Source organism: Salipiger sp. PrR003 (assembly GCF_010500785.1).
Lineage (GTDB): Bacteria > Pseudomonadota > Alphaproteobacteria > Rhodobacterales > Rhodobacteraceae > Salipiger > Salipiger pacificus_A.
The window spans coordinates 92,686-111,735 of record NZ_JAAGOV010000109.1 but is presented as its reverse complement, the minus strand read 5'-3'; the positions used below and the strand labels follow the sequence as shown (position 1 = coordinate 111,735).

Annotated in this window: 15 protein-coding genes; 6 read left to right on the top strand and 9 right to left on the bottom strand. The window is 66.6% G+C overall.

Annotation, left to right across the window (positions count from 1 at the left end; all coding sequences use genetic code 11):
- Nucleotides 1-11 precede the first annotated feature (11 nt).
- Both gghA and glgB read right to left on the bottom strand, forming a co-directional pair.
- Nucleotides 12-2,384, bottom strand: coding sequence for a glucosylglycerol hydrolase (gene gghA / locus G0D83_RS30095; protein ID WP_370457354.1), 2,373 nt, complete (start codon nt 2,382-2,384; stop codon nt 12-14).
- Nucleotides 2,385-2,439: 55 nt separating this feature from the next.
- Nucleotides 2,440-4,578 carry a 1,4-alpha-glucan branching protein GlgB gene (glgB, locus tag G0D83_RS30090; protein WP_164198312.1) on the bottom strand — a complete coding sequence of 713 codons (2,139 nt, stop codon included), beginning with the start codon at nt 4,576-4,578 and terminating at the stop codon, nt 2,440-2,442.
- Nucleotides 4,579-4,666: 88 nt separating this feature from the next.
- Between glgB and G0D83_RS30085 the strand changes: the two genes are divergently transcribed.
- Nucleotides 4,667-5,776: a hypothetical protein gene (locus G0D83_RS30085; protein WP_164198309.1), complete on the top strand. Its 1,110-nt coding sequence runs from the start codon at nt 4,667-4,669 to the stop codon at nt 5,774-5,776.
- A 54-nt stretch (nt 5,777-5,830) separates the two neighbouring features.
- On the opposite strand, the gene rsgA is transcribed toward G0D83_RS30085, so the two are convergent.
- The 5 genes from rsgA to nagA form a co-directional block, all read right to left on the bottom strand.
- Complete coding sequence (rsgA, locus tag G0D83_RS30080) at nt 5,831-6,919, bottom strand: ribosome small subunit-dependent GTPase A (RefSeq protein ID WP_164198306.1); 1,089 nt, start codon at nt 6,917-6,919, stop codon at nt 5,831-5,833.
- Nucleotides 6,920-7,057: 138 nt separating this feature from the next.
- Complete coding sequence (locus tag G0D83_RS30075) at nt 7,058-7,801, bottom strand: SDR family oxidoreductase (RefSeq protein ID WP_164198304.1); 744 nt, start codon at nt 7,799-7,801, stop codon at nt 7,058-7,060.
- A 1-nt stretch (nt 7,802) separates the two neighbouring features.
- On the bottom strand, nt 7,803-9,308 hold the full coding sequence (locus G0D83_RS32930) for a M81 family metallopeptidase (RefSeq protein ID WP_164198301.1): 1,506 nt from the start codon (nt 9,306-9,308) through the stop codon (nt 7,803-7,805).
- 81 nt (nt 9,309-9,389) lie between these two features.
- On the bottom strand, nt 9,390-10,310 hold the full coding sequence (locus tag G0D83_RS30065; RefSeq protein WP_164198299.1) for an ROK family protein: 921 nt from the start codon (nt 10,308-10,310) through the stop codon (nt 9,390-9,392).
- On the bottom strand, nt 10,307-11,446 hold the full coding sequence (gene nagA, locus G0D83_RS30060) for an N-acetylglucosamine-6-phosphate deacetylase (RefSeq protein WP_164198296.1): 1,140 nt from the start codon (nt 11,444-11,446) through the stop codon (nt 10,307-10,309). The genes G0D83_RS30065 and nagA overlap by 4 nt, the downstream gene beginning before the upstream one ends.
- Nucleotides 11,447-11,682: 236 nt before the next feature.
- Here nagA and G0D83_RS30055 point away from each other — a divergent pair, with 236 nt between their 5' ends.
- The 5 genes from G0D83_RS30055 to G0D83_RS30035 all read left to right on the top strand — a co-directional run bounded on the left by G0D83_RS30055 (nt 11,683) and on the right by G0D83_RS30035 (nt 17,195).
- A complete protein-coding gene (locus G0D83_RS30055) occupies nt 11,683-12,843 on the top strand; it encodes a Gfo/Idh/MocA family protein (protein ID WP_164198293.1) in 1,161 nt (386 codons plus the stop codon).
- Nucleotides 12,843-13,727 (top strand): carbohydrate ABC transporter permease, encoded by an 885-nt coding sequence (locus G0D83_RS30050; protein WP_108969450.1) that lies wholly within the window; start codon nt 12,843-12,845, stop codon nt 13,725-13,727. Before G0D83_RS30055 ends, G0D83_RS30050 begins: the two co-directional genes overlap by 1 nt.
- Nucleotides 13,724-14,584: a carbohydrate ABC transporter permease gene (locus tag G0D83_RS30045; protein WP_203595186.1), complete on the top strand. Its 861-nt coding sequence runs from the start codon at nt 13,724-13,726 to the stop codon at nt 14,582-14,584. The genes G0D83_RS30050 and G0D83_RS30045 overlap by 4 nt, the downstream gene beginning before the upstream one ends.
- 191 nt (nt 14,585-14,775) lie before the next feature.
- Nucleotides 14,776-15,984 (top strand): ABC transporter substrate-binding protein, encoded by a 1,209-nt coding sequence (locus G0D83_RS30040; RefSeq protein ID WP_164198290.1) that lies wholly within the window; start codon nt 14,776-14,778, stop codon nt 15,982-15,984.
- Between the two features lie 86 nt (nt 15,985-16,070).
- Complete coding sequence (locus G0D83_RS30035) at nt 16,071-17,195, top strand: ABC transporter ATP-binding protein (RefSeq protein ID WP_164198287.1); 1,125 nt, start codon at nt 16,071-16,073, stop codon at nt 17,193-17,195.
- A 130-nt stretch (nt 17,196-17,325) separates the two neighbouring features.
- Here the strand turns inward: G0D83_RS30035 and G0D83_RS30030 are convergent, their stop codons facing one another.
- Both G0D83_RS30030 and G0D83_RS30025 read right to left on the bottom strand, forming a co-directional pair.
- Entirely contained in the window at nt 17,326-18,423 is a 1,098-nt protein-coding gene (locus tag G0D83_RS30030) for a D-TA family PLP-dependent enzyme (protein WP_164198285.1), read from the bottom strand.
- Entirely contained in the window at nt 18,423-18,908 is a 486-nt protein-coding gene (locus tag G0D83_RS30025) for a hypothetical protein (protein ID WP_164198283.1), read from the bottom strand. Before G0D83_RS30025 ends, G0D83_RS30030 begins: the two co-directional genes overlap by 1 nt.
- Nucleotides 18,909-19,050 lie beyond the last annotated feature (142 nt).

Genomic DNA, 19,050 nt, shown 5'->3' with positions numbered 1-19,050 from the left:
ACCGAGCGCGCTCACCCCGCCTCGAAGACCAGCCCCATGGAATCGCGCAGGGTGATTGGCCCGCCAAGGTAGTCCTCGCCGATGCCCGGGCTGCGCAGGATCAGCCGCCAGTCGCCGCCGCGCGCCCCCTCGGGCAGCAGCTCGAGCGGGTCGATCTCCTCGGTCTCGCGACCCTCCATGTGGCAAACGGAAAACACCCGCCGCCCATCGGGCCCGTGGCGCAGGGCGGCAAAAACCGTGCGGCCCTCGATCGGCTCGAGATAACGGAAGCTGTCGTCGGGGCCGAAGTTGCCGCGCAGCCAGGGGTTCTGCTGCCGGAAATCGCGCAGCCGCCGCATGAAGCCGGTCTGGGTCGGATCGAGCCACGACAGGTAGTGCGAGACATTGCAATACTCGTGCATGTCATCCATCCAGGCGCAGGCGATCCGCTTGAGCGCGCCGACGGTGTAGCGCTCCGGCCCGGCCAGCGGCGGCTCGACCGCGCTCAGCAGGGCGGCAATGGTGTTGAGGTCGTAGTCGGTGACCTCGACCAGCGCCGGCAGGAACTCGAAGAAGCGCGCCAGGTCCTCGCGGGTCTCGAACCCCATCTCCTTGAGCCGACGGAAATTGCCGGGGATCGAGTAGCTGTAGGTGTCGACCTGCCACTTGAGGCTGATCGCCTCTTCAGCCACCACCTTGACCCCGTATTTGTCGTCCTGGTTCCGGATGAAGCCCCAGCTTGCCCGCGCCGTGGCGTTGAGAAAATCCATCGGCACGCCCGGGAAGACCGCATAGGTGAGGATCGACACCGCCGGGTTGTCATAGGCCTTGTCGAGAATCTCCATCTTGGTGTCGCCGAGCCGGGTGTTGATGTTCAGCTTGGGGTTCACCTGAGTGCCCCGGCGCAACGTGTCGTGGTTCGCCGTCCCCGAGATCCAATTCGCCCCGTGCGCGAGGATCTCCTTGATCCGCCAGTACTTCGACAACCAGAAAGTGTAGATGAACGGCGTGTTGTGGGCAAAAGTCAGCGGCCCCCACTGGAACACGTCGGGGTCGTGGGTCTGCTCCTCGATCACGGCGCGGTAGGTCGAGCTCAGCTCCCAGTCTTCGTCGGGCCAGGGGCGGCCATCCTCGAAGACGAACCAGGGCAGGTACTCGGTGCCCGCCACCTCCTGCACAAGGCCGGACATCTCGCGTAGGTAGTCATCGTCGTGGCGCAGGGTCTGCGCCGCCCAGTCCCACCACTTGAAGTCCTGGGCGCCGTCGACCCGCACACCGTCGGCGCCGAAGTTCACCTTGCGACGCTGCAACTCGAGCAGGATCGCCCGCACGTAGGGGTTCAGGTAGTCGAGGTTCTGCCCGTACATGTTGGGCCCGGCAAAGTAGTGGCTCGACAGCGCATTGAGCCCCTGGTTGTCGGAATGACCGAAAACCACGTCGAGGATCAGCTTCTTGGGTGTACCGGGGAAATTGTGCAGCGCGGCGGCGAAATCGACCAACTCGTCGGGCCGGGCGCTTTCCAGCAGCACCGGATTTACCGTCGCCATGCCGGCGATGACGATGTCATAGCCCCAGTTGGTGGTGTTGGGCCGCATCAGCGTGGCCTCGATGCGCCCCTCCTCGCTCAGGCTCTCGGTCCAGAAATCCGGTCCCGCCTCGTAGACGGTGGTCGGCTCGAGCGGCAGCGGTTGCACCGCGTCATAGCCGATGAAAAGCTCGTCCGCCGGCTCCAGCGGCAGACCGTTGGCAACCCGTTCCCCGATGCGGTGGATTTGCCGGGTGAGGCTGGCGATGGTGCCGCCTGCGGTGGCGGTGGGGATATGCAGCTGCAGGATCGAAGTCGGAGCGCCGAACTTATGCGGGCCGTCACGCTTCAGCGCCTCGAAATACCCCTTGTCGGGGCGGTCCTTCTGCATCGAGGCGACGTCGTAAACCTCGGCGGGGGCCAGCGCGCCAAAGGGCACCGACATGGCAAGCGGGTCGAGGATGCGGGTCATCTTGCCTTCGGCATCTCGCCAGACCAGCGCGTAAAAGTCGCCGGTCTCGGCGCGGTTGCCCGCCCTGACCCCCGTGGCAATGGAAAACACGAAGGCCTCACACCTCTCGACCGGCAGTAGCATCCGGTCGAAGCTTGTCTCGCTATGCGACAGCGTGAGGTCGAGCGCTCCCTCGGGGCGCAAAATCTCGACGAAGATGTCGCCGTCCGAGACGCTCCAGTCCTGCAACTCTGGCGCCCAGAAGCCAAAGACGACCCGGTCACCTTCGACCTGCGCGCCGAGCCTGCGCGCGATCGTGCGCCCGGCCGAGAACCGGTCTTCTGCGGTGGTCAGAATGCGCTCGCACCATCGCGAAAGCTCGAGAGTTGCGTCTGCGTCGTGGGACAGGCTTTCGATGCGGTCGTACACGTCCGGGTCTCCTGTGTGATCTGCGGGCGCCTCGGCCCTTGCGTGCGGCCCGCGCTCAGCGCGCCGGGGTGAGCATGATGGTCGACAGGGGCGGCAGGGTCATGCGCGTCGCGGCAGGCCGGCCCTGCGCGCCCGGCGCGCCCGCTTCGACCTGCCCCATGTTTCCGGCGCCCGAGCCGCCGTAAATCTCGGCGTCGGTATTCAGAATTTCGCGCCAGACGCCCGCGTGGGGCAAGCCCAGTTCGAAGTCACCGCGGGTCACGGGGGAGAAATTGCACACGATGACCACGGGATCATCACCTTCGGCCCCCTTGCGGACCCAGGCGAAAACATTCTCGGCCGCGGCATCGGCGAGGATCCACTCGAAACCCTGCGCTTCGCAGTCGCGCCGGTGAAGCGCAGGCAGCTCGCGGTAGAGCCGGTTGAGATCGCGAACCAGAGAGCGCATGCCCATGTGGTCCGGCTGCTTGAGCAGGTCCCACGGCAGCTCGCCCTCGAAGTCCCATTCGGTGGGCTGGGCGAACTCCTGCCCCATGAACAGCAGCTTCTTGCCCGGGTGACCCCACATGAACCCGTAATAGGCCCGCAGGTTGGCGAATTTCTCCCAGTCGCTGCCCGGCATCTTGCCCAAGAGCGAGCCCTTGCCATGCACCACCTCGTCGTGGCTGATCGCGAGGATGAAGTTCTCGGAAAAGGCATAGGTGAGACCGAAGGTCATCTGGTGATGGTGATGCTGGCGGTAAATCGGGTCCATCGCGACATAGCTGAGCGTGTCGTGCATCCAACCCATGTTCCACTTGAAGCCAAAGCCAAGCCCGCCCTGCTCGACGGGGCGCGAGACGCCGGGAAAGGCGGTGCTCTCCTCGGCGACGGTCATGATGCCGGGCATCGCCTCTTGGGTTTCGGCGTTCATCCGGCGCAGCAGGTCGATCGCCTCGTAGTTCTCGCGCCCGCCGTCCTTGTTCGCCACCCATGCGCCGTCATTGCGCGAGTAGTCGCGGTAGAGCATCGAGGCCACCGCATCCACGCGCAGACCGTCGGCGTGGTACTCCTCGAGCCAGTAGCGGGCGTTGGCGGCAAGGAAATTGACCACCTGCGGCTTGCCGAAATCGTAGATCAACGTGTTCCAGTCGCGGTGAAACCCCTCGCGCGGATCGGCGTACTCATAAAGCGCGGTGCCGTCGAACTGCCCGAGCCCATGCGCATCCGATGGAAAATGCGCCGGCACCCAATCAAGCAGCACCCCGAGCCCCTTGCGGTGCGCGGCATCCACCAGGTCGCGGAACTCATGTGGCGGGCCGTGGCGCACGGTGGGTGCAAAGAGGCCCGTTGGCTGATACCCCCACGAGCCGTCGAAGGGATACTCGGCAATGGGCAGCAGCTCGATATGTGTAAAGCCCATGTCCGCCACGTAGTCGACCAGCTGCGTTGCCGCCTCCCTGTAGGAAATCGGACGGCCGTTCTGCGTGTGATCCCGCTTCCATGAGCCAAGGTGGACCTCGTAGATCGACACTGGCGCGTCCGGCGCATTGCGGGCCGCGCGCGCCGCCATCCAGTCGGCGTCGTGCCAGCCGTAGCCGGTGATGTCGCGCACCACGCTGGCGTTCTCGGGCCGGTGCTGACTGCCGAATCCCATTGGGTCGGCCTTGAGCGGCAGGGTGTTTCCGGCGGCGTCGACGATCTCGTACTTGTAGAGCGTGCCCTCGCCCAGCCCCGGCAGGAACAGCTCCCAAAGGCCCGCGCCGCGCTGCTGCAGGGCGTCCGCCCCGCCCTGCCAGTCGTTGAACGGGCCGACGACCGAGACCCGCTGCGCATTCGGCGCCCAGACGGCAAACTGCGTGCCCCGGACATCCTCATGCGTGATCACATGGGCGCCGAGCGCGTCCCAGAGCCGCCCGTGACGACCCTCCGCGATGAGATGGACGTCGAGCTCGCCGAGGACCGGGCCAAACTGCGAAGGCGCATGGGGCCCGTCCTTATCGTGCTCAGTCTGGAGTGTGCGTCGCTGCGAGTGCTGCATAAGCCCTTGCTCCCTTTTTGGCATCGGTCCGGCCAAGAAACCCGGTGGCTCCCGAGATGGCGAGAGGGGCGCGCCAGAAAAGCGCGGCGCACGCGTGCCCGCCGCAAGGGCCGGACCATGATTTCCAGTCAACCTAATGCGTGAGCGCGAGGCGTCAAAGTCGCCCCGCCGCATGACTTCCGACCGCCGGGTTGATCTAAAGCAAGACGCCGCCGCCAGATTGACCCTAGGGTAGCTCCATTCGGTGCGAAGAGAGGGACCCATGCAGAAAGTACTTCTGTGCCTGGCCGCCTGCCTGCTGGCCCTGCCCGCCCTGGCCGAGGGCGAGATGGCGCATTTCGCGATCGGCGCAGATGTCTTCCGCGCCGGGCGCTCGGTAGAGGTCGATGGCGCGGGGTCGGACGACCTTTTCCTGGCCGGAGAGATCGTTACCGTGACCGGCGACATCACCGGCTCCGCGCATCTTGCAGGACGCGAGGTCCGGGTCGAAGGCGCTGTTGGCGGCGATCTCTACGCGGCGGGCGACGAGGTCACGCAGCAAGGCCCCGTCGGTGGCGACGCGACCCTTTTCGGGCGGGCACTTTCGGTGTCCTCGATCGGGGGCGACCTGCGCATTGCCGGGTCGGACCTGCAGCTCACCGGCCCGGTCGCCGGCTATGCCATGGTGGCCGGCGAGAAGGTCGGCTTCGACGCGGAGGTCGCCGGTGATGTGAGCCTTGCCGCCGAGCAGGTGATCTGGGGGGATGCGGCGCGCATTCGCGGGCGGCTGATCGTCTACGAGGAGACCCCGGGCGATCTCGACGTGCCCGACCGGGTGGCACCGGACGCCCGCATCGAGCGCCGCGAGATCGAGGCCTGGGAGGGGCCGACGGCGCCGAGCTGGCGGCGGGCGATCATCGGTTTCCTGCTGGGCGTGGTGGGGATCGCCGCGCTCGGAGCATTGATCGCCGTGCTGGTGCCCGAGCGGCTCGCCGAGATGCGGCGGCAGATCCTCGACCGGCCTTTCCACACGCTCTGGCTCGGTTTCCTGACCCAATCGGCGGTGATCGGCGCGGGCGTGCTCTTCGCCCTGACGCTCATCGGCCTGCTGCTCACCCCGGCGATGATCCTGCTGGCCCTTGTGGGGGGCTTCGCGGGCTACCTGGTCGCTGCCTATGCCTTCGGCGTGGGGCTCTTCCTCGCCTTTGGCCGAAGCGAGCCGCTCAGCATCGGCGCACGTGCCCTCTCGGCGGGTCTCGGCGCGCTGGCCGCGGGCATCATCGGGCTCATTCCCTTCCTCGGCTGGCTTTTTGTACTGGCCATGGTTCTGACCGGGGTCGGGGCGATCACCCTGCGTGTCATCCGCCCGTCGTTCTTCGTCGGCGACGAATAGGGGCTACCCCAGGGCAGCGCCTCCGCAGGGACATCGCGCCCCAACGCCCGGCGCTCAGCGTTTTTGGCGCGACTTGTCCTTGATCACCCCGCGGACCATCTTGCCAAAGGCCCGGTCCTTCACGCGCCGCTGCTGCAGGCTGGCCGAGTTGAACTCGTCTTCAGCCTTCAGCTTGCGCCAGCGGGCAAGACGCGGCGCGTCGAGCACGCCGTCGTCGATCGCCGCGCGCACCGCGCAGCCCGGCTCGGTCTCATGCCCGCAGTTGCGGAACCGGCAGCCCGCCGCCAGTTCCTCGATATCCTCGAAAACCTCGGCGATCCCCGCGGCGACATCGGTCAGTTGCAGCTCGCGCATCCCCGGCGTGTCGAGCAGCAGGCAGCCGCCCGGCACCGGGTGCAGCTCACGGTGGGTGGTGGTGTGGCGCCCCTTGGCGTCGTCCTCGCGGATGCCCTGCGTGGCCACGTGCTGCGCGCCCGAGAGCGCATTGGTCAGCGTCGACTTGCCAACGCCCGAGGAGCCGACAAAGCCCACCGTCCGCCCAGGCTTGCACCAATCGGCCAGCGCTTGAGCAGGCGCGCCACCGCGGGCGTCGAGCGCCACCACCTGCACCCGGTCCGACAGGCCTCGTGCCTCCTCCACGTAGGGCGCCGGGTCGTCCACGAGGTCGGTCTTGGTCAGCACGATCACCGGCTCGATCTCTGCATCGAAGGCCAGCGCGAGGTAACGCTCGAGCCGCGCGACGTTGAAATCCTGGTTGCAGGAGGTGACGATGAACAGCGTGTCGATATTTGCGGCGATGAGCTGGACCTGCCGGTCGTGTCCGGCGGCGCGCCGCTTGATCAGCGAGGCGCGTTCCAGCACCCGGCTCGACTTCGGCAGCGCGCGGTCGAGCAGCAGCCAGTCGCCCACCGTCGAGTCGGGTCCCGCCGGGATCAGCGTGTCGATTCCGTCTCCGGCCACGTGAAGCCCGCCGCGATGCACCGAGAGCACTCGGACGGGCGGCGTCTCGATCAGTGCCTCGGCGTCGATCTGCTGGGCGAAGAAATTCCTCCAGCCAAGCGCCTCGAGCGCCGAGAGCGCAGGGCGGGCCGGCTGCGGGGCATCGCCCTTGCCGGGAAGGAAAGCTGAATAGTCTCGGACCATGAGGTGTCCCGCTGCGGGAGGAAGACGGAGAGGCCCAGAATGCCACAGCCGCGCAGGGGGGCAAAGCCCCAGGCACGCTTCTGCCCCAGCGGAATGCGGCGCAGAAGAGTGTTTCTGCGTTCGCGGGCGCGCCGTCGATCAGGCGGTGATGATGTCGATGAACGGCAGGTTGCCCGCAGTCAGCCCGGCATCAACCGGCAGGACCGCGCCGGTGATGCCGCTCGCCATCGGCGAGGCGAGGAAAATCGCGGCCTTGGCCACCTCCTCGGGGCTGACCAGCCGGCCCAGCGGGTAGAGCGCGGTGACCTTCGCGAAGATATCAGGCTGGCGGGCCTTGCGCTCGTCCCAGGCGGGCGTGTGCACCGACCCCGGCGCCACGACGTTGGCGCGCAGTCCATGCTTGCCCTCCTCGGTCGCAAGCGCCTTGGCCCAGGCGATGATCCCGGCCTTGGCCGCGGAATAGGCCGGGCTGCCGAAGTGGCTGATCCCGTTGACCGAGGCCACGAAGACCGCCGCCGCCCCCTCGGGCCGCCCTCGCAACGCCGGCAGCAGCGCGCGGCTGAACACCGCCGCGCCGGTGAAGTTGAGGTGCAGATCGTGCTGGATCACCGCCGTGTCGGTGTGGTCCAACAGATCGACGCGGGTGCCCCCAGCGTTGGAGATCAGAACATCCACCGGCGATTGCGCGATCTTCGCCGCCGCCGCCACGGTCTCGTCCGTGTCGGTGATGTCGAACTCAACCACCTCATCGGCCTGCAGGCCGCTTCCGGTGCGGTCGCAGGCGACCACATGCGCGCCCGCCTCCTTCAGCGCGGCCCTCATGGCGGTGCCGATGCCGCCCCCCGCCCCAGTCAGAACAACACGTTTTCCGCTCAGCAACATCTCAGGCTTCCTCGTCTTGGGCAGTTACGGCATCGAGCCCCAGTGGATCCGCCACCTTGGGCCAGAAATCGCTGCCCGCCTTCTGATAGGCGGTCAGCGCCGGTTTCGTCGGATAGGATGACGGGCTGTCCACGTGAATGATCCGCGAGGACACCGGATCGAACCCCGCATGGAAATGGTTGGTGGATTTGACCAGCAGGATTTCCTTTCCTGTGAAATCCACCCCTTGGTTGGAAAAGAGCGTCGGCTCGTAGGTCTGCGTCCGGCTGGAGATCAGAACGATGTCGATTTCGGTGCCGCGGATGCGGACGGTGGCCGAGCGGCCCAGCGTCACGCGGCTGGCACGGAAGCTCTGGTGACCCTCCTGCGCGAGGTGGAGGACCTCGATCTCGGCATCGATGGGCGGGCCAGCTTCCGCCCCAGCCTTGCCGCCGAAGCGCAGGCGCAGCGTCGCGCCGAGGCCCGCCGCATGGCAAAAGCCCACCGCCACAGGATCCCAGATCGCCCCCACGGCGACCCTGTCGACGGCGCGCGCCATCAGCGAGAGCAGCACGTAGGTGCCATCCCCCGCGCAGCCGCCGCCCGGATTGTCCCAGGTGTCGGCGATGGTGACGGGCATCGATGGATCGGCTTCGCGCACCGCGAGCGCGAGATCGATACCCTCCTCGTAGTCCAGGATCGGCATCGCGGTCTTGCCGCGCAATGCGTAGAGTTCCTCTCCCAGTTTTCGGGCCAGCGCCGCGCCCTCTTCCGGCGCATTGTCTGTGACCACCATGATCTTCGTGCCCATCTCGGGCACGTCGCCCGCCATGAATCCGTGGATGATCGAGCACGACAGGATCTTGCCCTGCCCCTCCAGCAGCTTCATCCGGTCGACGAAGCCGCGCATGGGTTCCTGGCTTGTCGGATAGAGGCCGATCATCTTGCAGTCGAAGGTCGAGATCACCGGGCGCACTTCTCCGCGCAGGGCCCGCAGGGCAAGGTCCACCACATGCGTACCGCGCTCCTGAAAATCGGTATGGGGGAACTCGAGGAAGGTCGCCGCCAGGTCGAGCTGCGCCACGCGCCTCCGCGTGAGATGGCTGTGCGGGTCAAACTCGGCAGCCACCAGCACCTCGGGGCCGACGATGGCGCGGACACGCTCGAGGAAATCGCCCTCGCAGTCGTCATAGCCCTGCGCCACCATCGCGCCATGCAGTCCGAACACCACGCCGTCCACCGGCATGGCCGCGCGCAGTTGGTCGAGGATCTCGTCGCGCAGTTCCTCGAAGGTTTCCCGCTTGATGAGTCCCGCAGGTTCCGCCCAGGTCGAACTTCCCTCAATCACCGTGAAGCCTTCGTCGCGGCCGCGCCGACGCAGGATCGGCACCGGCGAAGAGCAGAGCGTCGGGGTCTCGGGGTGCTCCCCCGGCCCGGCGTAGAAGGCCGCCTCGAAGGCCGCGCGATCGGTCGGCAGCGGCGAAAAGGTATTCGTTTCGGTGGCCAGAGACGCGGTAAACACCCTCACGCGGCGACCCTCCTTGCATTGTGGCGGACCGGCGCGGGTCCGCTTTTGTGAAGTCCTGTCGCCGCGCGCCGGGTCATCCGCTCAGGCCGCGTCGCGCGACGGCGCGCGCAGGGCGAGGATGGCTGCGCCCACGAGGCCGGGTTCGGTGCGGCATTGCGCCTGCACCACCAGCGGCTCGGAGGGTTTCGCCAGCGTCAGCGGCCGTGTGGCCTCGTCGAGCGCCGCGATCAGCGCGGCATCGTTCGCCAGCCCGCCACCCGCGGCGACCACGGTGGCGCCGGTCATGTTGACCACCATGGCCAAGGGGCCCGAGAGCAGCTCCAGCCAGGCAGCCACGGTCTTCGATGCGCCCGCATCCCCCGCGTGCCAGCGCGCGAGGATCTCGGTCGAGGGCAGTTCCGTCCCGGCAATGTCGCGGTGCAGCCGCTCGATGCCGCGCGCCGAGCAGGTGGCATCGAGGCAGCCGTTCAGGCCGCAGCCACACTGGTAGGATGGCAGCGGCGTGTCGAGGCAGTCGAGCAGGCGTTTGGCCACTGGTCCGTGCCCCCATTCGCCCGCGTAGCCGCTGCCCGCGCCGATCAGCCGCCCCCCGGCGACGAGCCCGCCGCCGACGCCGGTGCCGATGATCGCCCCGAAGACCACGTCATGCCCGCTCCCGGCCCCCACGGCAGCCTCGGCAAGCGCGAAGCAATCGGCGTCATTTGCCACGAGCACTTCGACCCCCAGCAGCGCCGTGAGCTCGGGCGCCAGGCGGCGTCCGGTCAGGCAGGGGATATTCGCGACGGTGGCCCGGCCGGTCTTCGGATCGACCACGCCCGCGATCGAGATGGCCACCCGCTCGGCCCTTCCCGCCGCCTCGGCGATGGCCTCGCTGAGGGTGGCCACGAAGGCATCGAAGTCATCCCCCGGCGTCGGACGGCGCGAGAGCGCGCGCACGTCATGAATGCTGGTCGCCACGGCGCTTTTCACCGATGTGCCGCCGATATCGAAACAGACGATCATGCCGCCACCTCATCGCCCCACGGGCTGCCGCCGATCCAGACGTCCTGCAACGCAAGGTCTCGATCGAGAACCAGGAAATCTGCGCGACCGCCCTCGGCAAGACACCCGACGTCGGACAATCCTGCGGCCTGTGCGGGATAGAGCGTCGCCATGCGCAGCGCCTCGTCGAGCGGCAGTTCCAGTGCCGCGACGCAGTAGCGCAGCGCCTCCAGCATCGAGATGTCCGCCCCTGCCAGCGTACCGTCGGCCAGCGTCAGGCGCCCGCCCGCGCGGTAGATGGTGCGGCCGTTGAGGGTGATTTCGGTCAGGTCCGAGCCCGTCGCTGCCATCGCGTCCGAGACGAGGAACACATGCCCCGGCCCGCGCTTGCCGCGCAGCGCGACCCGCATGGCCACGTCGCTGACATGGTGCCCGTCGGCGATCAGCCCGCAACTCACCGCGCCCGCGTCCAGTGCCGCGCCGACCAGACCCGGAGCGCGGTGGCCCATCTGGCTCATCGCGTTGAAAAGATGCGTCGCCATGCTCGCCCCGGCGGCGAAATAGCGCGCGGCGGTCTCGGCACTGCAGTCGCTGTGCCCGAGCGAGACTTGCACGCCCCCGCCGACCAGCCGCGCAACCTGCTCGACCGTCGCCGCCTCGGGCGCCAGCGTCACCAGCAGATGACCGCAGCTGCCCTTTGCCGCGAGGATGCGCTGCAGATCGGCCTCCTCCATGGGGCGCACCAAGTCCTCTGCGTGGGTGCCCTTGCGGCGCGGATCGAGGTGCGGCCCCTCGAGATGAAGACCCGCGAGCCCCAGCTGCCCCGCGGCATGCGCCGCAGCACAGGCCGCGAGCGCCTGCGAGGTCTTCTCTGCCGTGTCGGTGATCAGCGTGGCGAGGATCGAGGTGGTCCCGAGCGCCCGGTGCGCGGCGCAGATCGCCGCCAGCCCCGCGGCGCTCGTGGTGTCGTTGAACTGCACCCCGCCGCCGCCGTTGACCTGCAGGTCGACGAGACCCGGCACGATCAGCTCGACCTCTGCCGCCTTGCCGGGAATCACCCCGGTCACTTTCCCGTTCGCAAAGCTCACCGCAGCGGTCTCATGCCAGTCCCAACCGTCGAAAACCCGGCGCGCGACCGGGGAAATCCCTGTCCTCATGCGCTCCGGGGCTCCGCAGGGCCGCACAGGGGGAGCGCGGCCTGAGCCGCTCGCCCGCATCTGAGGCAGGAACTGAAAATGAATTTCACCATAGTCGCTGTCTTTCGCATTTTTATATTGACTGTCACGAAACTGACCCACAGTCTACGAAAATAAATTACGTAAACCGGCGACAGCCCCGCGTCACCCACCGTCGCGGAAGGCACCCTCGCCCGGGAAAAGAACAGGGATCGAGAATGAAAGTCGGCATCGTCGGGCTTGGGTACCGTCTAGGCTACCTGAGCCAGGTCTTCACGCAAATGCATCCTGATTTCGAGATCGCTGGCTACGTCGATCCCGCCCCTGCGGGCATGGGTCTTCTGGAGCAAAAGGGCATCTCCGCAGGCACCCCGTACGCGACAGTGCAGGAGCTGCTCAAGGCCGAAGACCTCGACCTGCTGATGGTGGGCTCGCCCAACTGCATGCACCTCGAGCACATCCGCGCCGGTTTCGAGGCAGGCGTGAAGGTGTTTTCCGAAAAGCCCGTCGTCACCACCAAGGACGACAGCTTCGAGATGGCGCGGCTGCTCGCGACATACGGCGTCGAGAACCTTCTGGTCGGCCTCGTGCTGCGCTACGCCCCTCTCTACACTGACCTGCGCGCGGCGCAGGCGCGCGGCGAGCTCGGCGATGTGGTCTCGATCGAGGCCAGCGAGCACATCCCCCCCTACCACGGCGCCTTCTTCATGCGCGACTGGCGGCGCTACGACCGCTGGGCCGGCGGGTTCATGCTCGAGAAATGCTGCCACGACATCGACCTCTATAATGGCGTCATCGGCGCCCGCCCCGAGCGGGTGAGCAGTTTCGGCGGCCGCCGCACCTTCGTGCCCGCGAACGATCCGCGCAACCGGGGCATCAATGATCTCGGGGTCTACAGCCAGAAGCCTTCGGGCTGGAACGGCACCGACAAGGTCTTCGACAGCGACGCCGAGATCATCGACTACCAGGTGGCCATCGTCGAATACGAGAACGGCGCCGCGCTGAACTTCCACACCAACCTCAACGTGCCCGACGATTTTCGCCGTTTCGCGGTGATCGGCACCCGCGGCATGGCCGAAGGAGACTTCGTCCGCGGCTTTCTCAATGTCACCGACAGCCACACCCGCCAGCCACTCGAGCGCAAGACCTACCAGGCCAGCGACCTCTCGCAGCACTACGGCGCGGACGAGGAGATGGCCAAGGGCGTCATCGCCTCGGTGCTGACCGGTGCGACACAGCCCGTCTCGGTGCTCGACGCGCTCGAGGCGGGGCTGCTCGCCATGGCAATGGACGAGGCCCGCGCCAAGCGCACGGTCATCGAGATGTCGCGCACCTGGGATCTCTACGACGAGGCCCTCACCGCCAAGGTTCCGGCCTGATGAGCGCACAGAAGTCCGCCGTCATCTTTGCCTGGATCCTGCTGGTCCCCGCTCTGGCCTATGTGTCCGCCATTGTCGTCTACCCGCTGCTGCAGACCGTGAACCTGTCGTTCACCGACGCCTCGCTGCGCCGCACCACGAATTACATCGGCTGGGAGAACTATGCGAAGATCTTCGACGCCGAGTTCGCCACGATCATCGGCCGGACCTTCCTTTGGACCTTCCTCTCGGTCTCGATCAAGATGATCATCGGCACCGGCGGGGCGATGCTGCTCAATGCCGCGCTGCCCGGCCGCGCGCTCTTCCGCATCCTGACCATGCCGCCCTGGATCGTGCCGATGGCCATCGGCATCTTCATGTGGGGCTGGATGTACAACGGCCAGTTCGGCATGATCTCGGGCCTGCTGCAGCGCTTTGGGCTGGTCGACGGGCCGGTCGCCTTCCTCGCCTACGGCCACACTGCGTTCTGGGCGACGATCATCACCGACGTGTGGATCGGTGTGCCGATGGTGACCATGTACATGCTCGCCGCCGTGCAATCGGTGCCGCAGGACCTGCACGAGGCCGCCTGGACCGATGGCGCGAGCCGTCTCTACCGGATGCGCAGGATCACCCTGCCGATGATCTTCCCGGCGGCGATCACCATGTCGATGATCTCGCTGATCTCGACCTTCAACTCGTTCGATCCGATCTGGATCCTGACCCAGGGCGGCCCCTCGGGCTCGACCACCACGATGATCATCGACACCTATTCGACCGCGCTCGGCTCCAAGAAGTTCGGCGAGGGTGCGGCGAGAGCGGTGGTGATCTGCCTGTTCCTGTCGGCCTTTGCCCTGCTCTACTTCCGCGCCGTCACCAAGCTGTCGAGGAGGATGACCACATGATGAAGAAAAACGCCATGATCGACCGCTACCGCTGGTGGGAAGTGGTCCTGATGTACTGCGGCATCTTCGTGTTCCTCTTCTTCGTGCTGGCGCCCTTCATCGAGGGCTTCCTGGTCTCGCTGAAGCCGCTGGGCCTGCTTTTCTCGACGCCCTACAAGTTCCTGCCAGAGAACGGCTCATTCAAGGCCTACTTCACCATGTGGGAGAGCGTGCCCGAGTTCGGCCGCTACATCTTCAACTCCTTCTTCATCTCGACGGTGATCACCGTGGTTGTGCTGCTGCTTGTGGTGCCCGCGTCGTATGCCTTTGCCCGGATCAGCTTTCGCGGCTCGGGCACGCTGCTCGGCGCCTTCCTGGCGGTGAACATGTTCTCGGGCGCGGTGCTGCTCATCCCGCTGTTCCGGTTGATGCGCGCCTACGGCATGCTCAACACCTACTGGGCGATGATCGTGCCCGGCGTGGCCTTCCTGATCCCTACGGCGATCTGGCTGCTCTCGACCTACATGCGCCGCATCCCGCGCGAGCTGGACGAGGCCGCCTATGTCGATGGTGCCAGCCATTTCTACATCCTGCGCCGGGTGATCCTGCCGCTGGCGATGCCGGGCATCACCGTGGTCGCCATCACCACCTTCATCGGTGCCTACGCGCAGCAATTCATCTTCGCGCTGACCTTCAACTCCAAGACGGAATTCATGCCGCTGCCCATCGGCCTTTACGCCTACTTCGGGCGCCAGGAGGTGATCTGGAACGAGCTCATGGCCGCGAGCTTCGTCGGCATTGCCCCGGCGATGATCCTGATCTTCGCGCTGCAACGCTACCTCGTCGCCGGCCTCACCGCCGGGGCGGTAAAGCAGTAGGCCGCGCAAGACCCGGCGTCCGCGCCGCGCGCGCGGAGGCCCTCCATGGCCCCCGAGGGAGGGGGTGACCGGCGGCTCCCGCACGAGGGGGCAGCCGAAGACCGCCCCGGGACAGGGGAGCCAGAAAGGCCCGCCGCACAAGCGGCAAGAAACGGCCCCGCCCGACAGGGCACCAACAGGAGAGAACAGGAATGACCAAGACCCTTCTTCGCACCGGCGCCGCGCTCGTCGCGCTGACCGCCGCGATGCCCGCCATGGCCGAAGAGATCACCATGATTGTCTGCGGCGACACGATGAACCCGGTCCAGCAGAAATACATCGACCAGTGGGAAGCCCAGAACGAAGGCTGGACCGTCGCCCCAGAAGTCGTCGGCTGGGGCCAGTGCCAGGACAAGGTGACCACGCTCGCCGTCGCAGGCACCCCCGTGGGGATCGCCTACGTCGGCTCGCGCACGCTGAAGGAATTCGCCGAGTTCGGCCTGATCGAGCCGGTGCCGATGAGCGACGAGGAAAAGGCCTCCTACTACCCCAACGTGGTCGACACCGTGACCTACCAGGGTGAGCAGTGGGGCGTTCCGGTCGCCTTCTCGACCAAGGCCTTCTACTGGAACAAGGATCTCTTCAAGGAAGCCGGCCTCGATCCGGAAAGCCCGCCAAAGACCTGGGCCGAGGTCATCGACGCCGCCAAGGCCGTCACCGAGAACACCGACAGCGCCGGCTTCGGCCTTGTCGCCAAAACTTTCGACAATACCATGCACCAGTTCCTGCATTGGGTGTATACCAACAACGGCCAGGTCGTGGACGCCGAGGGCAACATCGTGCTGGACTCGCCCCAGAACCTCGCGGCGCTGGAAGCCTACAAGGCGCTGGTGCCCTACTCGGAGGAAGGCCCGACCGCCTACGAGCAGAACGAGGTCCGCGCGATCTTCCTCGATGGCGGGGTGGCGATGATGCACGCCTCGATCGGCGCTGTCTCGCGCCTGCAGGACACCGACATCAACTGGGGCGTGGCCAACCTGCCGCTCGGCCCGGACGCCCAAGGCCCGGGCACGCTGCTGATCACCGACAGCCTCGCCGTCTTCTCCGGCACCGGCTACGAGGAGCAGGCCACGGACCTGGCCAAGTTCCTCACCGCGCCGGAAGCACAGGAGGAATATGACCTTGCCGAGGGTCTGACCCCGCTGCGACCCTCCGCCAAGATCGACGCGCTGGTCGCCGAGACCCCCTACTGGGCGCCCTATATCGACGGCATCGAGTTCGGTGGTCCGGAGCCGCTCTTCACGGACTACCGCGGCTTCCAGAACGTCATGATCGAGATGGTGCAATCCGTGGTCACCGGCGCGGCAGAGCCCGCCGACGCGCTGGCCAAGGCTGACGCCGCGCTCAAAGAGCTCGAGTGACCCAGCGCTGATTGATCCGAGCCCGCATGGGTTCTCATGGTCCGGACCTTCGGGTCCGGACCGCTTGAATAGGAAAGGACTTTCCCTTGGGACAGCTTGCCCTGAGCGGTGTGAAGAAACGCTTCAACAAATTTGAGGTCATCCATGGGATCGACCTCGACATCCGGGATGGCGAATTCGTCGTCTTCGTCGGGCCTTCGGGGTGCGGCAAGTCCACGCTGCTGCGGATGATCTGCGGGCTGGAAGAGATCACCGAGGGCGCATGCACGATCGACGGGATCCGCGTCAACGACCTGCCGCCGGTCAAGCGCGGCATCGCCATGGTATTCCAATCCTACGCGCTTTATCCGCATATGTCGGTCTTCGAGAACATTGCCTTTCCGCTGCGCGTCGAGAAGCTCCCCGAGGCCGAGATCAAGGAGCGCGTGATGCGCGCGGCGCGGGTGCTGCAACTGGAGAACCGGCTGCAGCAGAAGCCGGGCAACCTCTCTGGCGGACAGCGCCAGAGGGTCGCCATCGGCCGGGCCATCGTGCGTCAGCCGTCGATCTTCCTGTTTGACGAGCCGCTGTCGAACCTCGACGCTGCGCTGCGCGCCGAGATGCGCATCGAGCTGACCGCGCTGCACCAGAAACTCAAGGCGACGATGATCTACGTCACACACGATCAGGTCGAGGCGATGACCATGGCCGACCGCATCGTGGTGCTCGACGGCGGCAGCATCAGCCAGGTCGGCGCGCCGCTCGAACTTTACCACAAGCCTGACAACCTGTTCGTCGCGGGCTTCATTGGCAACCCGCGGATGAACTTCCTCCCCGGCACCTGCACGAGGGTCGGTCCCGAGGGCGCCACGGTGAGTCTGAACACTGGCGGCACGATCACCGTGCCGGTCGAGGCGCCCCGCAGTCTCGAAGGCCACCAGATCACATTGGGCATCCGCCCCGAGCACCTGAGCCAGGCCGGCGGCGATCTGTCGATCGACGTGATCCCGAATGTCGTCGAACGGCTGGGAGTGAACACCGTGGCCTATGCCGAACTCGAGGGCGTGGGCACGATCTCGGCCTTGCTGCCCGGATCCTCTCCGGTGGCCCCGGAGACACCCGCGACGCTCTCTTTCCTCGCCGCCGACTGCCACCTCTTTGACGCCGACGGCATGGCCCTCACGCGCAAGGTCGACAGCTCGATGCCGATCCCGGCAGCGGCCACCGCCTGAGGCACCTTGGCGGGCTCACTCACGGGCTGTTCGCAGATAGAAACAAAAATGCCCTCGCGCAGATCGCGGGGGCATTTTCTTCATTATGGAGCTCGCTCATAGACCGCTCGGGAGCCGAGGGGTTCCTGGCTCACCAGACGGTGCCGCGCGCCGCCACCTTAAGCACCCGGGTGACCTTCTCGCCGTCGTGGAAGACCATCCGGTCGAAGAGATTGGTGACCACACAGGTGTGGTTCGGGATCACGCGCAGCACCTCGCCCACCTTGGGCCCCTCGCCCGCGATTCCCGACAGGTTCACCACGCCGTGCTCTTCCGACAGACCGGTGATCCGCGCACCGGGGTATTCGACGATCATCCCGTGATCCTGAAAGCCGAGCAAATCAGAGGTCAGCGCCTTGGAGCCCGCGTCGATCACCGCACGATCCGGCGTCGGGCGCGAAACCACGGTGACGAGAATATGCATGGCGCACTCATCGAGGCTGGCATGCCCCGCGCGCACCATCGCACGGTCGTTGTAGACATAGGTCCCCGCGCGGTGCTCGGTCGCCGAAGGGATGTCCCCCGCCGCAAAGAAATCCGGAGTGCCGCCGACGGTCACCGCAGGACAGCCGAGCCCAGCATTGTCCAGAAGCGCCTTGGCCGAGGATACGAAACCCTCGACCGCCGCGGCCCCGCCGGGCGCCGGGTAGGTCATCAGACCGCCGAAGCGAAGCCCGCCGGCCGCCGCGATCTCGGCGGCGAGCGCCGCCGCGGCCGACGGCGTCTGCACGCCGCAGCGCCCGCCGCCGGTGTCGCATTCGACCAGCACCGTCAGCGGCGCATCGGCGCAGAAAGTGGCGGCGAGCCCGGCCACGACCTCAAAACTGTCCGCCGTAACCGCAAGACGCGCCACACGCGCCTTCAGCGCCTTGAGCCGCGCCAGCCTTGCCGCGCCGAGGATGTTGTAGGTGATCAGGATGTCGTCGAAGCCGGCCTCGGCGAAGACCTCTGCCTCGGTCACCTTCTGGCAGTTGATCCCCACCGCCCCTGCCTCGAGCTGCGCGCGCGCGACCTCGGGCAGCTTGTGCGTCTTGATATGCGGGCGGAAAGCTCGGCCGAGCCTGTCCATAAATTCCTGCGCGCGGGCGATGTTGGCCGCCATGCGCGCCTCGTCGATGACCGGCAGCGGGGTCAGCAGTTCGGAAAGCGGCGCGCCGGGCGCCGGCCAGATGTTCGCGAGATCCGGCATCAGTGCCCCGCGTAAGGCAGGTAGCCCACGAAGCCGGCGATTTTCCAGCCGTTCGCGGTCTCGCGACAGGTGTATAGCGTCTGCCACAGCAGCCGATCCTCGCCCCCATCGGCACGCTTGAGGATCCCGTCGAACTTCTTGCGCACCAGCGCCACAGGGCCGTCAACCTCGATCTCCTCGAGCTTGGTGGCGCGGAAGATGCCGGCGCGGGGGTCCTCGGCGTAGTCGGTCCTCTGCCCCTCCGCGGCCTGCCGCAGCCATTCGTCGCGATAAGCCTCGAGCGAGGCGAAGGAGAGCGTCCACGTCTGCGGATCGGGATTGAAATTTCCGTTCATCCCGATGAAATTCTCGGAGAGGAAATCGCCCTCGATCATCCCCCAGTCGGCTCCAATGAAGGCATCGATGTCGCGCGGCACCAGCATCTCCCAGATGGCGTGGCGGGCGCTGTCCTCGGGCGCAAAGGGGTTCTGCATCGGATCACGCATCTCGGCGGCCTCATTCCGTATCATGTTGCAAATTATTTTCGTGGATTACCGAAAACGCTGGCCACTTTTCCGCCCGCATGCGAAAGTGTCAACGAAAATAAGAAAATGATTTTCGGACAAGAGCAAAATCCGCGCACCTTCG

Excerpts from the sequence above, each read along its gene's own strand:
- glgB (WP_164198312.1), bottom strand. The coding sequence starts at position 4,578 with ATGCGGCGGGGCGACTTTGACGCCTCGCGCTCACGCATTAGGTTGACT.
- G0D83_RS30085 (WP_164198309.1), top strand. The coding sequence starts at position 4,667 with ATGCAGAAAGTACTTCTGTGCCTGGCCGCCTGCCTGCTGGCCCTGCCC.
- rsgA (WP_164198306.1), bottom strand. The coding sequence starts at position 6,919 with ATGGTCCGAGACTATTCAGCTTTCCTTCCCGGCAAGGGCGATGCCCCG.
- G0D83_RS30075 (WP_164198304.1), bottom strand. The coding sequence starts at position 7,801 with ATGTTGCTGAGCGGAAAACGTGTTGTTCTGACTGGGGCGGGGGGCGGC.
- G0D83_RS30065 (WP_164198299.1), bottom strand. The coding sequence starts at position 10,310 with ATGATCGTCTGTTTCGATATCGGCGGCACATCGGTGAAAAGCGCCGTG.
- nagA (WP_164198296.1), bottom strand. The coding sequence starts at position 11,446 with ATGAGGACAGGGATTTCCCCGGTCGCGCGCCGGGTTTTCGACGGTTGG.
- G0D83_RS30055 (WP_164198293.1), top strand. The coding sequence starts at position 11,683 with ATGAAAGTCGGCATCGTCGGGCTTGGGTACCGTCTAGGCTACCTGAGC.
- G0D83_RS30050 (WP_108969450.1), top strand. The coding sequence starts at position 12,843 with ATGAGCGCACAGAAGTCCGCCGTCATCTTTGCCTGGATCCTGCTGGTC.
- G0D83_RS30045 (WP_203595186.1), top strand. The coding sequence starts at position 13,724 with ATGATGAAGAAAAACGCCATGATCGACCGCTACCGCTGGTGGGAAGTG.
- G0D83_RS30040 (WP_164198290.1), top strand. The coding sequence starts at position 14,776 with ATGACCAAGACCCTTCTTCGCACCGGCGCCGCGCTCGTCGCGCTGACC.
- G0D83_RS30030 (WP_164198285.1), bottom strand. The coding sequence starts at position 18,423 with ATGCCGGATCTCGCGAACATCTGGCCGGCGCCCGGCGCGCCGCTTTCC.
- G0D83_RS30025 (WP_164198283.1), bottom strand. The coding sequence starts at position 18,908 with ATGCGTGATCCGATGCAGAACCCCTTTGCGCCCGAGGACAGCGCCCGC.